The following is a 14,363-nucleotide window of genomic DNA, read 5'->3' as shown; positions in this document are numbered from 1 at the left end:
CGGGTGCCGGCTCAGCGGCCCATCGCGCTGCCCATCGCGCCACCCGCGTCGTCGCGCGAGCGTGCGCCCGCCGGCGTGGTCGCGGCCGCTGCGGCTGCGGTTGCGAAGTCTGGCCGCGCGCGGCTGCCGTCCGTGGCGGCAGCGTCCACCAGCACCACGTCGCCGGCGGCCAGGCCGTCCAGCACCTCCACGGCCTGCAGCGTGCGCAGGCCCAGGCGCAGCGGGCGCGCGACGGCGCGGCCGTCCTGCAGCACGAGCACGGTGTCGCCGGACCGCAGCGCCGACAGCGGCAGGACCAGGGCGCGGTCGCGGCGCGCGGTCTCCACTTCCACCGACAGCGTCATGTCCTCGCGCAGGAACTCGGGCACCGGCGGCTGCGGCGCCAGCGTCACCTCGACCGCCCCGCGCTGCGCGTCGACCAGCGGTGCGATGCGCAGCACGCGGGCCGCGAAGCGCCGGCCGGGGTAGGCGTCGGCCACCACGCTGGCGACCTGGCCGGCACGGAGCTGCTCCAGCTCGCGTTCGTCCACCTGCGCCAGCAATTCGGGCGGCGCGGTCAGCGCCAGCGTCAGCAGCAGCTTGCCGGGCTGCACGATCTGGCCCGGCTCCACTGCGCGCAGCAGCACCTGGCCGGCAGCCGGCGCCCGCAGCACGGCCTGCGACAGCCGCGCCGCGGCCACCTGCGTGGCGGCGCGCGCGGTCGCGAGCTGGGCCTGGGCCTGGACGGTGTCGCTGCCCTGCTCGGCGTTGGCCGCCAGTTGCGCCTGCGCGCTGTTGCGCTGCGCCGCGGCCACGTCGGCGGCCCGGCGTGCTTCGTCCAGCCGGGCCGGGCTGAGGAATCCACGCGCCACCAGGTCCTGCGTGCGCTGCAGCTCGGCCTGCGCCGCCAGCAGCACGGCATCGGCCTGCGCCAGCGCCGCCTGCACGGTGCTGCGGCCGCTGCTGCGCTGCCCCGCCAGGCGCGCCACGGCCTGCTGCTCGCCGGCCTGGGCCTGCAGCAGTGCAGCGCGCAGTTCGTCGTCTTCCAGCTCCAGCACCACCTGGCCGGCCTGCACGACCGCGCCTTCGTCCACCAGCACACGGCGCACGCGGGCCGTGACGGTGCTGCCGAGCTCCACCCGCGAGGGCGTGGCCACGCGGGCCGAGAACTGCAGCGTGCGCACCAGCGGGGCGGCCTGCACCTGCAGCGCGGCGCGCAGCGGCGCACGCCAGACGGCCCAGGCAACCAGGGCCAGCACCAGCGCCACGAGCAGGATCAGGGGAATCAGGAACTTGCCGGAGCTGCGATCGACCACGCGGACGATTGTGGCACCCGGCCCGGCGGCACCGCCGTGCGCCGCGTCAAGGCGCGGCGGGCAGGCCCGTCAGAGCGACGCGGCGTGCGCAGGCGGCACGCCGTCGAGGCTGATGCGCTGGCCGATGCCGACGGCGCTGCTGCTGGCGATGCTGCGCAGGCTGCCGTCGGGCAGGCGCACGACCAGCTGGTAGCGCGCACTGCCGCCCTGCAGGCTGACGACGGACTCGACGACGCCGCAGGGCGCGCAGTCGGCCACCGGCAGCATGGCCTGCGCCGGCCGCAGCGCCGGCGCCGTGGCCAGCACGTAGGCCGACTCGCTGTCGTCCAGCGGCAGCGCGGCGCCCGGGCCTTCGAGCATCAGCGCCGTGGCCAGCGCACCCACCGCGAACAGCCCGAAGGTCACGCCGACCAGCAGCGCCGGCAGGCGGTTCGGCGGGCGTTCGCGGGCGGTGGTCATCGGCTTCCTCAGCAGGTTGTCGTGCAGTGCCCCGATTGGACCTGCAGCACGCGGGCTGCGGCACGCTCCAACCGCGTCAAAGTGCGACAGGCCGTGACTGCGCGCGGCCACGAGTTCTGACGCCGGACCGGCAGCGATACTCCCGGCCATGTGGAAGGACCTGTCGCTGCCCGCGGTCGTCGCCGGCTTCGTGGCCGTGCTCGTGGGCTTCACGAGCTCGGTCGTCATCGTGTTCCAGGCCGCCGCAGCGCTCGGCGCCACGCCGGCGCAGACGGTGTCGTGGATCTGGGCCCTGGGCCTGGGCATGGGCCTGACCAGCGCCGGCCTGAGCCTGTGGATGCGGCAGCCGGTGCTGACGGCCTGGTCGACACCCGGGGCGGCGCTGCTGGTGACGGCCGGCGTCGGAGTGCCGATGGAGCAGGCGGTGGGCGCCTTCATCGTCTGCGCGCTGCTGATCACGGCGGCCGGCGCCAGCGGCCTGTTCGCCCGCGTGATGGACCGCATCCCGCAGGCGCTGGCCGCGGCGCTGCTGGCGGGCGTGCTGGCGCGTTTCGCGATCGACGCCTTCGCGTCGCTGCAGCGCGAGTTCTCGCTCGTCTTCACGATGCTGCTGGCCTACCTGCTGGGCCGCCGGCTGTGGCCGCGCTACGCGGTGCCCGGCGTGCTGGCAGTGGGCGTTGCCATCGCCGCGGCGCGCGGGCAGCTGGCGCTGGGTGGCATCGACTGGCAATGGGCGACGCCGGTGTTCACGCCGCCGGAGTTCAGCCTGGCGGCAACGATCGGCATCGCGCTGCCGCTGTTCGTGGTGACGATGGCCTCGCAGAACCTGCCCGGCGTGGCGGCGCAGCGCGCGCACGGCTACGACACGCCGGTCTCTCCGGTGGTCACGGTGACCGGGCTGGCCTCCCTGGTGCTGGCGCCGTTCGGCGGCTACGCACTGAACCTGGCGGCCATCACGGCGGCCATCTGCATGGGCCGCGAGGCCCACGAGGACCCGCGCCGGCGCTACGTGGCGGCCGTGGCGGCGGGCCTGTTCTACGTCGTCACCGGACTGCTGGCCGGCGCGGTGGTGGGGCTGATCGCCGCCTTCCCGAAGGAACTGGTGCTGGCGGTCGCCGGCTTCGCGCTGCTGGGCACCATCGGCAGCGGCCTGGCGACTGCGACGAAGGACGAGAGGAGCCGCGAGGCGGCGCTGATCACCTTCCTCGTCACCGCCAGCGGCCTGAGCCTGTGGGGCGTGGGCGCGGCCTTCTGGGGCGTGGTCGCCGGCGCGCTGGCGCTCGCTGTGCAACACTGGCGGCCCTCTCGCTGAGCCCCGCCGGACGCCCCATGGATCTGCTCTTCATCGCCGACCCGCTGGAAAGCTTCAAGACGTACAAGGACAGCACCTACGCGATGATGCGCGAGGCCGCTGCGCGCGGCCACCGGCTGATGGCCTGCGGCCCGCAGGACGTGCGCTGGCAGCGCGGCGAACCGGTGACGGCCTTCGTGCGCGACATCACGCTCACCGGCGACGCGCACGACTGGTTCCGCGCCGCGCAGCAGGCGCCCGACGAACGCCCGCAGCCGCTGAACGGCGTGCACGCGGTGCTGATGCGCAAGGATCCGCCCTTCGACAGCGAGTACTTCTACGCCACGCACCTGCTGCAGCAGGCCGAGCGCGAGGGCGCGCGCGTCTTCAACAAGCCCGCGGCGCTGCGCGACCACCCGGAGAAGCTGGCGATCCTGGAGTTCCCGCAGTGCATCGGCCCGACGCTGGTCACGCGCGACGCCGCCGACGTGAAGCGCTTCCACGCAGAGCACCACGACATCATCCTGAAGCCGCTGGACGGCATGGGCGGCATGGGCATCTTCCGCGTCGGCCCGGACGGCATGAACCTGGGCAGCATCATCGAGACGCTGAACCGGGGCGGCGCCACCACGCTGATGGTGCAGAAGTACCTGCCCGAGATCACGCAAGGCGACAAGCGCGTGCTCGTGATCGGCGGCGAGCCGGTGCCGTTCTGCCTGGCGCGCATTCCGCAGGGCAGCGAGATCCGCGGCAACCTGGCCGTGGGCGGCAAGGGCGTGGCGCAGCCGCTGAGCGCGCGCGACCGCGAGATCGCCTCGACGCTGGGGCCCATCCTCGCCGCGCGCGGGCTGCTGCTGGTGGGGCTGGACATCATCGGCGACTGCCTGACCGAGATCAACGTCACCAGCCCCACGGGCTTCGCCGAGATCGCGGCGCAGACCGGCTTCGACGTCGCCGGCCGCTTCATCGACGCGCTGGAATCGGCGCTGGCCTGAGCATGCACGTGCCTGACGACGACACCACCGGGCACGCCGGCAGCGTGCTCTACGCGCTGCTCGACGGCGCGACGCGGTTCGACGCCGAGTACCGCGGCGGCCTCAGCAACCACCTGCCGATGGCGCTGGCGGCGCTGCAGCGCCTGGGGGCAGACGACGCCCGGCTGCAGGCGTTCGCCCGCACCTACGCCACGCGTCTGCAGCCCGCGGCCGCGCCCGTGCCCTGGCCCAGCGGCGAACCCTGGCCCGACCGGCTGGGCCAGCCGGACGCCTGGCCGGCCTACCGCGGCCTGTTCCGCGAGTGGCTCGAACACGACGGCAGCGACGTGCTGACGCAGGCGCTGCCGCAGCTGATGCAGGGCTGCGGCGCGGCGGCCTTCCACGGCCTCATCCGCACCGCCTACGCGCTGCAGGCGCGCCACGCCGACGAACTGGCCGACGCCCTGGCGTACTGGGCCTGCCGCCACCTGCCGCTGGACGGCACGCCGCCCGCCACCGACCACGGCCTGATCTTCGAGGCGATGCAGCGCGCTGCCGCAGCACCCGGCTTTGCGGCGGCGGTGGACGCGGTGGCGCTGGACGCCGGCACGCTGCAGCGCCTGGCGCACGACGCCGCGCTGCTGTACGCCGCCAGCGGCGACTTCACCGTGCTGCACCTCGTGACGAGCGCGCACGCGCTGCGCACGCTGCTGCCGCATCTGGCCGAGCACGGCGACGAAGCCCTGCTGCTGGCGGTGGACGACTACGTCATCGCGTACACGGCGGCGCTGCACGCCAGCGGCGCGCGGCGCGGCACGCCGGCCGAGCCGCTGCCCTGGGACACCCTGGTGGCCACGGCGTTGCAGTCCGACGACGACCACCTCATCAAGCTGGTGGACAGCTGCCGCGAAGAAACGCAGGCCTATGGCGGCGACGCCTGGCAGCGGGCAGCATCCCGGGCTGTGGCAGACCACACCCCCAGGGAGCACCTCGCATGAAGAAGACCTTGCACACACTCGCGGCCGGCCTGGCGCTGGGCCTGGCCACGCACACGGGCGCGCACGCCCAGACCGGCCTGTACCTCGCGGTCGGCGCCGGCTTCTCGTCGTACGACATCGACTGCGCCGGCACGCGCACCTGCGACAACGAGGCCGGCGCGGTGCGCGCCGCCTTGGGCTGGCGCAGCGCCGCGGGCATCGGCGTCGAGGCGCTGTACACCAACTTCGGCACCGCCAAGGCCACGGTCGACGTGCCGGGCAGCGGCCTGGTCGCGGTGGACCTGAAGTCGTCGATGGCCGGCGTCGGCGCGGTCGTCTTCCTGCCGCTGTCGCCGCGCTGGGACCTGGCGCTGCGGCTGGGCGTGGCGCGGGTCGAATCGCGTGCCGGCGGCAGCGTCGGCGGCATCTCGGTCGATCTCGGCAAGGACAGCACCACCAGCGCCTACGTCGGCATCGGCACCTCGTGGGCCGTCACGCCGACGGCGCGCTTCGCGCTGAACTGGGACAGCACGCGCTTCGAGTCGGTGGGCGACGAGGCCAACGTCGGCGCCTTCACCGCGGGCGTCCGGCTGGAGTTCTGACGCCGCGCACGGGCCCCGGGGGACAATCGCCCCCATGGCCCTGCTTTCCCTCACCGACGCCCACCTCGCTTTCGGCCACGTGCCGCTGCTCGACGGCGCCGCCATGTCGCTGGAGGCCGGCGAGCGCCTGGCCCTGATCGGCCGCAACGGCGCCGGCAAGTCCTCGCTGCTGAAGATCCTCGCCGGGCTGGACAAGCCCGACGACGGCCTCGTGCAGGCACAGACCAGCCTGCGCCGGGTCTACGTGGCCCAGGAACCCGTGTTCGCCGCCGGCATCAGCGTCTTCGACGCGGTGGCCGAAGGCGTGGCCGAAGCCCGCGCGCTGCGCCAGCGCTACGAGGAGCACGCCCCGGGCGACGACCTGGATGCCCTGCAGACGCGGCTGGAGGCGCTGGACGGCTGGACCTGGGAGCAGCGCGTCGAGCAGGCGCTGCAGCGCCTGCGCCTGGACCCGCAGGCCCAGGTCGACGCACTCTCGGGCGGCACGAAGAAGCGCGTGGCGCTGGCGCAGGCGCTGGTGGCCGCGCCCGACGTGCTGCTGCTCGACGAACCCACCAACCACCTCGACATCGACGCCATCGAGTGGCTGCAGGAGCTGCTGAACGGGTGGCGCGGGGCGCTCGTGCTGATCTCGCACGACCGCGCCTTCATCGACGCGGTGGCCACGCGCATCGTCGAGCTCGACCGCGGGCAGCTGCGCAGCTACCCCGGCAACTTCGCCGCCTTCCAGGCCGCCAAGGAATACGAACTCGCCAACGAGGCGCTGGCCAACGCCCGCGCCGACAAGCTGCTGGCCCAGGAAGAGGTGTGGGTGCGCAAGGGCGTGGAGGCACGCCGCACGCGCAGCGTGGGCCGCGTGGCGCGCCTGGTGAAGCTGCGCGAACAGCGCCAGGCGCGGCGCGACACGCTGGGCCAGGTGCGGCTCGAGGTGGACGCCGGGCTGCCCACCGGCAAGATCGTGGCCGAGCTGAAGGACGTGGGCATGCGCTACGGCGACAAGCTGCTGGTCGACGGCTTCAGCGCCACCATCCTGCGCGGCGACAAGGTCGGCCTCATCGGCCCCAACGGCGCCGGCAAGACGACGCTGCTGAAGCTGATCCTCGGCGAACTGCAGCCCACGCGCGGCACGGTGCGCCAGGGCACGAAGCTGCAGGTGGCGTACTTCGACCAGCTGCGCGCAGGCCTGGACCTCGACGCCACGCTGGCCGACACCATCAGCCCGGGCAGCGAGTGGATCGAGACCGGAACGCAGCGCAAGCACGTGATGAGCTACCTCACCGACTTCCTGTTCTCGCCCGAGCGCGCGAACTCGCCGGTGCGCACGCTCTCGGGCGGCGAACGCAACCGCCTGCTGCTGGCACGGCTGTTCGCGCTGCCGGCCAACGTGCTGGTGCTCGACGAGCCCACCAACGACCTCGACATCGACACGCTCGACCTGCTGGAAGACCTGCTGCAGGGCTACGCCGGCACGGTGTTCCTCGTCAGCCACGACCGGCGCTTCCTCGACAACGTGGTCACCAGCACCATCGCCTGGGAAGGCGACCCCGCGTTCGGCGGGCGCCCCGGGCTGTGGCGCGAATACGAAGGCGGCTACGAGGACTGGAAGACGCAGCGCGCCCGCGCGCGTGCGCTGGCGGCCCCGGCCGCCCCACCGGCTGCCGCCCCGGCCGCTGCCGCACCGGGCGCGGCCCGGCCGGCCGCGCCGCGGACCAAGCTCAGCTACAAGGAACAGCGCGAGCTCGACGCCCTGCCCGGCCGCATCGAGGCGCTGGAAGCCGAGCAGCGGCAGATCGCCGCCCGGCTGGCCAGCGCCGACCTGTACGTGAAGGAGCCGCAGAACGTGGCCGCGCTGCAGGCGCGCCACGACGCCATCGAGACCGAACTGCTGGAAGCGCTGGAGCGCTGGGAACTGCTGGGCGCGCGCTGATCAGCGGTTGCCGCCGCTGAACCAGCCGTCGTTGGTGGCCGCCGGGTGCGTGCGCGTCACCATCAGCCCAGCCTGCAGGTACAGGCCGTTGAGCATGCGCATCGCGCGGGCGCGGTCGAAGCCGGGCCAGTCGCTGATCTCGCGCAGGTTGGTGGTGGCGCGCTGCAGCCGCTGCACCGCCGCGGCGAGCGAGCCACTGAGGTTCAGCCCCTGCAGTTCCAGCCCCGGGGCGATGCGGTAGGCGGTGTTGCCGGCGATCTCCGGCAGCAGTTCCTCGCGTGCGCCGCGCAGCGCCAGTTCCCACAGCAGCGGGCCCAGCGGCGCATAGTGCGCGGCTTCGCCCACCAGCGCGCGGTCGGGGTGTCCCGGGGCGTGCAGCACGGCGCGCTCCACGTGCAGCACGCGCAGTTCGGTCAGGCGCGCCGCCAGCAGCTGCTCCATCGGCACCGGGCAGTGCACCAGGCGCTCGTTCGGGAACACGGTCAGCGGCAGCACCCGGGTCTCGTCCTGCAGGTGCAGCAGCAGGCTGCAGCCGTGGCGCACGCAGGCGGCCATCACCTCCAGCAGCTCGAGGCCGTCGCCGGGGCCGCGGCCCTGCTCGAAGCGCAGCAGGTCCTGCATCAGCGACGGGCTCAGCGCCGACAGCCGGCTGCTGCCCGCGTCGGCATCGCCCAGGGGCACGGCTTCTTCCAGGTACCGCTGGAAGGCACTGACGCGCATCAGGTCGGGCGCGCCGACCGGCAGTGTCGATTCGAACATGTCAGGCTGTGCCCGGCTCGTGGCCCGGCCCTGCTTTTCGATCAAAGGCGGATGGTACGCCTTGTTGCAGGTTGGCCGCCAGCCGCCTGCCCGGGGGGCTAACCCGCCGCGGGAGGCGACAACTCCCGCAGCCGGCGCCAGAACCGCGGGTCCTGCGCGGTGGCGAAGTTCACGCGCATCAGCGCGCTCGGCCGCCGCGTGGCGTGGAACAGCGCACCCGGCGCGGTGAGCCAGCCTTCGTCGAGCAGCTGCGCCGACAGGCGCTCGGTGTCGGTGCCGACATCGATCCAGCCGAACAGGCCCTGCGGCGGCGTCACGAAGGCGTAGCCCGCCTCGCGCACCAGGCGCTCGGTGCGCGCCCGCGCGGCGTCGAGCCGCTGCACCACGCGCTCGGCATGGCGGCGCAGGCTGCCCTGGTCCAGCAGCGCCGCCAGGGCCTGCTCCAGCGGGCCGGGCGTGCTCAGCGTGCCCAGCAGCTTGGTGTCGATGCAGCGCTCGGCCAGCGCCGGCGGCGCCGCCAGGAAGCCGATGCGCCACTGCGGCGTGAGGATCTTCGAGAAGCCCGAGACGTAGACGGTGCGCCGCAGCCCGTCCAGCTGCGCCAGCCGCGTCGCGTGCAGCGGCGCCAGCCAGGCGTAGGTGTCGTCCTCGACGATCGTCAGGTCGTGCGCCTCGGCCAGCCGCAGCACCTGGTGGGCCGCCGCCGGCGACAACGAACAGCCCGTGGGGTTGTGCAGCACCGACACCGTCACGTACAGCCGCGGCCGGTGCGCGCGCAGCAGCGCCTCCATCACCGCCAGGTCGGGCCCGCCGTCGGCGCCCTGGCCACGCGGCACTGGCAGCACGCGCATGCCGGCGTGCGCCAGCCGCGCGAATTCCACCGCCCAGCCGGGCTCGTCCACCAGCACCGCGTCGCCAGGCCGCAGCAGCGTGCGCGCCACCACGTCGAGCGCGTGCGTGGCGCCCACGGTGGTGACGATCTGCCCCGGGCCGGCACGCACGCCCAGGTCGGCCAGCCGCCGCGACAGGGCGGCGCGCAGGCCGGCGTCGCCGGCGGGGTCGCCGTAGCGCAGCCAGCCGGCCGCTGCCTCCGGGCTGCTGACCCGGCGCAGCGCGCGCTGCAGCAGCCCGGCGTCGAGCCAGTCCTCGGGCAGCGTGCCCATGCCGGGCGCGTGGCGGCCGCCCTGCGCCTGGAACATGCTGCGGATCAGCGCCGTGGCGTCCACCGGCGCAGGCAGCGGCGCCGGTGCGGCCTGCGCCGCCGCGCCCCCCGCACGGGCCCGCGCGGGTGCCGCAGCAGCCGCCTCGCGCACGAAGAAGCCGCGCTGCGGCCGTGCCACCACCAGGCCCTGCGCCTGCAGCAGGTCGTAGGCACCGACCACGGTGCTGGCGCTGACCTGGTGGCGCTGCGCGCAGGCGCGCACCGACGGCAGGCGCGCGCCCGGCGGCAGCAGGCGCTGCACGATGCGCTCTGCGAAGCGCTGCGCCAGCTGCTCGGTGAGCGTGGAGCCGGCGGCGCCGGGCAGCAGCGGGGGGTCGGTGGCGGCGTTGGGCATCGGTGTCCTGTACCGGCGTGGCGGGCAATACAGCAGTGCGATCTGTGCAGTGAAGTGTACCGGTCCTGTACTGGCGACGGCCTCTAGACTGGCCGCATGGACGATGCACGCAAAGGTTTCCTGCTCGGCGCCCTGGGGGTCGTCATCTTCGCGATGACGCTGCCGATGACGCGGCTGGCGGTGGGCGACGCCGGTGCGCCGCAGCTGCCGCCGGGCTTCGTCACCGCCGGGCGCGCCGCGCTGGCGGGGCTGCTGAGCATCGCCTACCTGCTGGCGGTGCGCGCGCCGCGGCCGGCCCGCCGGCACCTGCCGGCGCTGGCGCTGTGCGCGGCCGGCACCGTGGTCGGCTTCCCGCTGTTCCTGGCGCTGGCGCTGCGCGACGTGGACGCGATGCATGCCGCCGTCGTCACGGGCGTGCTGCCGCTGGGCACGGCCGTGGTCGCCGCGCTGGCGCTGCGCCAGCGGCCGTCGCTCGGTTTCTGGGCCTGTGCGCTGCTGGGCTGCGCGCTGGTGCTGGGGTTCGCGGCGTGGTCGGGCGGCGGTGGCCTGGTCGCGGCCGACGGCCTGCTGCTCGCGGCCGTGGCCAGCGCCTCGGTGGGCTACGTGGCCGGCGCGCGCGTGTCGGCGGTGCTGCCGGCGCAGCAGGTGATCTGCTGGGTGCTGGTGCTGTCGCTGCCGTTCACGGCGCCGGTGGCGCTGGCGCTGTGGCCGCAGGCCCCGGCCAGCGGCGCGGCCTGGCTGGGGTTCGGCTACGTGGCGCTGTTCTCGATGTGGCTGGGCTTCTTCGCCTGGTACCGCGGCCTGGCGCTGGGCGGCGTGCTGCGCGTGAGCCAGGTGCAGCTGCTGCAGCCCTTCCTGGCGCTGCTGTTCGCGGTGCCGGTGCTGGGCGAGACGCTGCAGCCGCTGACGCTGCTGTTTTCGCTGGCCGTGATCGCCGTGGTCGCGGCCGGCCGGCACATGCCGGTCGGCAGGCCGGCCTGACCCCCCTTCTTCTTTGACCGGATACTGCGGGGTTCTCCCGCCAGAAAGGCACACCATGAGCTGGACGATGGCCCGCCGCGCCGAGCGGCTGAACCCGTCGACGATCCGCGAGATCCTGAAGATCACCGAACGCCCCGGCATCATCTCGCTGGCCGGCGGCCTGCCGTCGGCCGACAGCTTCCCGGTCGCCGCGATGGCCGAGGCCACGGCCAGGGTGCTGCGCGACACCCCGCGCGAGGCGCTGCAGTACGCCGCCAGCGAAGGCTACGCGCCGCTGCGCGCGTGGGTGGCGGCGCAGATGCAGCTGCAGGGCCTGCAGGTCGACGCCGACCAGGTGCTCATCACCACCGGCTCGCAGCAGGGTCTGGACCTGGTGGGCAAGGTCCTGATCGACCCCGGCAGCACGGTGGCCGTGGAGTCGCCCACGTACCTGGGCGCGCTGCAGGCCTTCAACCCCTACGAAGCCGACTTCGTGGCGGTCGAGGGCGACGACGAGGGCCCGCTGCCCGCCGGCCTGGACGCCGCCCGCGACGCGCGCTTCCTGTACCTGCTGCCGAATTTCCAGAACCCGAGCGGGCGCTGCCTGAGCGCCGACCGGCGCCTGGCCCTGGCCGACAAGGCGCTGGCCATCGGCCTGCCGGTGGTGGAAGACAACCCCTACGGCGACCTGTGGTTCGACGCCCCGCCGCCGCCGCCCATCAGCGCCCGCCTGGGCGCGCAGGCCGTCTACCTGGGCTCGTTCAGCAAGGTGCTGGCGCCGGGTCTGCGCCTGGGCTACGTGGTGGCGCCGAAGCTGCTGTACCCCAAGCTGCTGCAGGCCAAGCAGGCCGCCGACCTGCACACGCCGGGCTTCAACCAGCGCGTGGTGCACGAGGTCATCAAGGACGGCTTCCTCGACCGGCACGTGCCCACCATCCGCGCCCGCTACCAGGCGCAGCGCGACGCGATGCGGGCGGCGCTCGACGCCCACATGCCCGCCGGATGCCGCTGGAACGTGCCGGTGGGCGGCATGTTCTTCTGGGTCACGCTGCCGCCGCAGCTGGACGCCACGGCGCTGCTGCCGCTGGCGGTGGAGGCGGGCATGGCCTACGTGCCGGGCGCGCCGTTCTTCGCGGACTCGGGCGGCCACGCCAACACGCTGCGGCTGAGCTTCGTCACCGTGCCGCCGGCGCAGATCGCGACCGGCGTGGCCGCGCTGGCCGGCGTGCTGCGCCGGGCGCTGGCATGAGCCGCCGCTTCCACCAGGTCGATGTCTTCACCGCGGTGCCGCTGCGGGGCAACCCGCTCGCGGTGGTGCACGGCGCCGACGGCATCGACGACGCCACGATGGCCGCGTTCGCGCGCTGGACGAACCTGTCCGAGACCACCTTCCTGCTGCCCCCCACCGACCCCGGCGCCGACTACCGCGTGCGCATCTGGACGCCCGGCGGCGAACTGCCGTTCGCCGGCCACCCCACGCTCGGCAGCTGCTGGGCCTGGCTGGCGGCCGGCGGCGTGCCGCGTGACGCCGGCATGGTGGTGCAGCAGTGCGAGGTCGGACTCGTGCGGGTGCGCAGGCAGGGCACACGACTCGCCTTCGCCGCACCGCCGCTGCGCCGCAGCGGCCCGCTCGACGCCGCGCTGTGCACGCAGATCGCCGCCGCGCTGCGCATCGCCGAGACCGACATCGTGCAGCACCAGTGGGTCGACAACGGCCCCGGCTGGTGCGCGGTGCTGCTGGCCAGCGCCGAACAGGTGCTGGCGCTGCAGCCCGACTGGCCGGCGCTGGGCAGCCTGAAGCTGGGCGTGGTGGGGCCGCACGGGGCCGGCAGCAACGCCGGCCACGACGCCGCCTTCGAGGTGCGCGCCTTCATCGGCAACGGTGCCTACGAAGATCCGGTCACCGGCAGCCTCAACGCCAGCCTGGCGCAGTGGCTCATCGGCGCCGGCCTCGCGCCCGCCGGCTACGTGGCGGCACAGGGCACGGCGATGCGGCGCGCCGGCCGCGTGCACCTGCAGGCCGAAGGCGACACGGTGTGGGTGGGCGGCGACGTCACGCCCTGCATCGACGGGCAGGTGGCACTGTGAAAGGACGGCCATGACCTTCGTCGCCGTCGACCACCTGATCGTCGCCGCGGCCTCGCTCGCCGACGGCGTGGCCTGGTGCGAGGCCACGCTGGGCGTCACGCCCGGGCCGGGCGGCCGGCACCCGCTGATGGGCACGCACAACCGGCTGCTGAAGATCGTGACCGCGGCCTACCCGCAGGCCTACCTGGAGATCATCGCCATCGACCCGGACGCGCCGCCACCCGGCCGCGCGCGCTGGTTCGGCCTGGACACGCTGGACCTGTCGGACGGGCCGCGCCTGGTGCACTGGGTCGGCCGCAGCCCGATGCTGGACATGCACCGCTGGGGGCTGATCACCGTGGGCCACCAGCCCGGCGACCCGGTGGACGCCAGCCGAGAGACGCCGGCCGGCACGCTGGCGTGGCAGATCCTGGTGCGCCCCGACGGCCAGCTGGAATGCGGCGGCGCGCTGCCGACGCTGATCCAGTGGCGCAGCGCACACCCCACCGACGCCATGCCCGACAGCGGCGTCACGCTGCAGTCGCTGGCACTCAACGGTCTGGGCCCGCGGGCGCGCGAGGTGCTGCGGCCGCGCGGCATCGGCACCGCCGCGGCCGACGCGCCGGCGCTGCGCGCCGTGCTGCAGACCCCCGCCGGCACCGTCACCCTGGACAGCCGATGACCGCCGCCCCGATGACCACCGACGAACTCTTCCGCGACGACGCCACGCTGCTGCAGTGCACGGCGACCGTGCTGGCGGTGGACGACGCCGGCATCGTGCTGGACCGCACCGTGTTCTACCCGCTGGGCGGCGGCCAGGCGGGCGATGCCGGCCGGCTGCAGGCCGACGACGGCCGCAGCGTCGCCATCGTCGACACGCGCAAGCACAAGGAGCGGCCGGGCACGATCGCGCATGTGCCGGCGCCAGATGCCGACCTGTCGTGGCTGCGGCCCGGCCAGCGCGTCACGGCGCAGATCGACGCCGCGCGGCGCGCAGCGCACGCCCGCTTCCACACCGCGACCCACCTGCTGTGCGCGCTGGTGCCGCATCCGGTGGACGGCTGCAGCATCACGGCCGGCTACGCGCGGCTGGACTTCCACATGAGCGAGCCGCTGGACAAGGACACGCTCACCACCGGCATCGCACGCCTGGTGGCCGAAGCGCACCCGGTGCGCCACCGCTGGATCAGCGAGGACGAGCTCGACGCGAACCCGGGCCTGGTGCGCAGCATGAGCGTGCAGCCGCCACGCGGCCTGGGGCGCGTGCGCGTGCTGGAGATCGAAGGCGTGGACCTGCAACCCTGCGGCGGCACGCACGTGGCGAACACGGCCGACGTCGGCCCCGTGATCGTCACCAAGATCGAGAAGAAGTCGGCCATGACCCGCAGGGTCGTGCTCGGCTTCGCCGAGCCGGCCGCCAGGCCGGGCTGACTTCTTAGGGGAACGCTCATGTCCGCGCAGCGGACGTGATGCGTTCACCAGAAGAAGAGCGCCAT

General features: G+C 74.2%; 14 protein-coding genes. 10 read left to right on the top strand and 4 right to left on the bottom strand.

Annotated features, from left to right (window positions below):
* Nucleotides 1–11 precede the first annotated feature (11 nt).
* On the bottom strand, nt 12–1,295 hold the full coding sequence (locus tag ACPOLB_RS16980; RefSeq protein ID WP_425257203.1) for an efflux RND transporter periplasmic adaptor subunit: 1,284 nt from the start codon (nt 1,293–1,295) through the stop codon (nt 12–14).
* Between the two features lie 69 nt (nt 1,296–1,364).
* A complete protein-coding gene (locus ACPOLB_RS16975; protein ID WP_425257202.1) occupies nt 1,365–1,754 on the bottom strand; it encodes a hypothetical protein in 390 nt (129 codons plus the stop codon).
* A gap of 148 nt (nt 1,755–1,902) precedes the next feature.
* Here ACPOLB_RS16975 and ACPOLB_RS16970 point away from each other — a divergent pair, with 148 nt between their 5' ends.
* From ACPOLB_RS16970 to ACPOLB_RS16950, 5 genes are read left to right on the top strand one after another with little or no spacing between them, the layout of a single operon-like run.
* Nucleotides 1,903–3,066 (top strand): benzoate/H(+) symporter BenE family transporter, encoded by a 1,164-nt coding sequence (locus tag ACPOLB_RS16970; protein ID WP_425257201.1) that lies wholly within the window; start codon nt 1,903–1,905, stop codon nt 3,064–3,066.
* Between the two features lie 17 nt (nt 3,067–3,083).
* The gene (gene gshB / locus ACPOLB_RS16965) at nt 3,084–4,040 is read left to right on the top strand and encodes a glutathione synthase (protein ID WP_425257200.1); all 957 of its coding nucleotides are present in this window, start codon (nt 3,084–3,086) and stop codon (nt 4,038–4,040) included.
* A 2-nt stretch (nt 4,041–4,042) separates the two neighbouring features.
* Nucleotides 4,043–5,017: a questin oxidase family protein gene (locus tag ACPOLB_RS16960; RefSeq protein WP_425257199.1), complete on the top strand. Its 975-nt coding sequence runs from the start codon at nt 4,043–4,045 to the stop codon at nt 5,015–5,017.
* Nucleotides 5,014–5,598, top strand: a complete 585-nt coding sequence (locus ACPOLB_RS16955; protein ID WP_425257198.1) for an outer membrane beta-barrel protein — start codon at nt 5,014–5,016, stop codon at nt 5,596–5,598. Before ACPOLB_RS16960 ends, ACPOLB_RS16955 begins: the two co-directional genes overlap by 4 nt.
* A gap of 34 nt (nt 5,599–5,632) precedes the next feature.
* The gene (locus tag ACPOLB_RS16950; RefSeq protein WP_425257197.1) at nt 5,633–7,525 is read left to right on the top strand and encodes an ATP-binding cassette domain-containing protein; all 1,893 of its coding nucleotides are present in this window, start codon (nt 5,633–5,635) and stop codon (nt 7,523–7,525) included.
* On the opposite strand, the gene ACPOLB_RS16945 is transcribed toward ACPOLB_RS16950, so the two are convergent.
* The gene (locus ACPOLB_RS16945; protein WP_425257196.1) at nt 7,526–8,284 is read right to left on the bottom strand and encodes a hypothetical protein; all 759 of its coding nucleotides are present in this window, start codon (nt 8,282–8,284) and stop codon (nt 7,526–7,528) included.
* Nucleotides 8,285–8,382: 98 nt separating this feature from the next.
* On the bottom strand, nt 8,383–9,840 hold the full coding sequence (locus ACPOLB_RS16940) for a PLP-dependent aminotransferase family protein (RefSeq protein ID WP_425257195.1): 1,458 nt from the start codon (nt 9,838–9,840) through the stop codon (nt 8,383–8,385).
* A gap of 96 nt (nt 9,841–9,936) precedes the next feature.
* On the opposite strand from ACPOLB_RS16940, the gene ACPOLB_RS16935 reads away from it, so the two are divergent.
* Genes ACPOLB_RS16935 through ACPOLB_RS16915 form a run of 5 tightly spaced genes read left to right on the top strand, consistent with a single transcriptional unit; the run spans nt 9,937 to nt 14,298 of the window.
* Nucleotides 9,937–10,821, top strand: a complete 885-nt coding sequence (locus tag ACPOLB_RS16935) for a DMT family transporter (RefSeq protein ID WP_425257194.1) — start codon at nt 9,937–9,939, stop codon at nt 10,819–10,821.
* A 55-nt stretch (nt 10,822–10,876) separates the two neighbouring features.
* On the top strand, nt 10,877–12,049 hold the full coding sequence (locus tag ACPOLB_RS16930) for a PLP-dependent aminotransferase family protein (protein ID WP_425257193.1): 1,173 nt from the start codon (nt 10,877–10,879) through the stop codon (nt 12,047–12,049).
* Nucleotides 12,046–12,888 carry a PhzF family phenazine biosynthesis protein gene (locus ACPOLB_RS16925; RefSeq protein ID WP_425257192.1) on the top strand — a complete coding sequence of 281 codons (843 nt, stop codon included), beginning with the start codon at nt 12,046–12,048 and terminating at the stop codon, nt 12,886–12,888. The genes ACPOLB_RS16930 and ACPOLB_RS16925 overlap by 4 nt, the downstream gene beginning before the upstream one ends.
* Before the next feature lie 10 nt (nt 12,889–12,898).
* Entirely contained in the window at nt 12,899–13,549 is a 651-nt protein-coding gene (locus ACPOLB_RS16920; protein ID WP_425257191.1) for a VOC family protein, read from the top strand.
* The gene (locus tag ACPOLB_RS16915; protein ID WP_425257190.1) at nt 13,546–14,298 is read left to right on the top strand and encodes an alanyl-tRNA editing protein; all 753 of its coding nucleotides are present in this window, start codon (nt 13,546–13,548) and stop codon (nt 14,296–14,298) included. Before ACPOLB_RS16920 ends, ACPOLB_RS16915 begins: the two co-directional genes overlap by 4 nt.
* Nucleotides 14,299–14,363 lie beyond the last annotated feature (65 nt).

The organism is Rubrivivax soli (assembly GCF_049810355.1).
GTDB lineage: Bacteria > Pseudomonadota > Gammaproteobacteria > Burkholderiales > Burkholderiaceae_C > Rubrivivax.
Note: the sequence above shows the minus strand (reverse complement) of the source record. Positions and strands in the feature narration are given on the sequence as shown.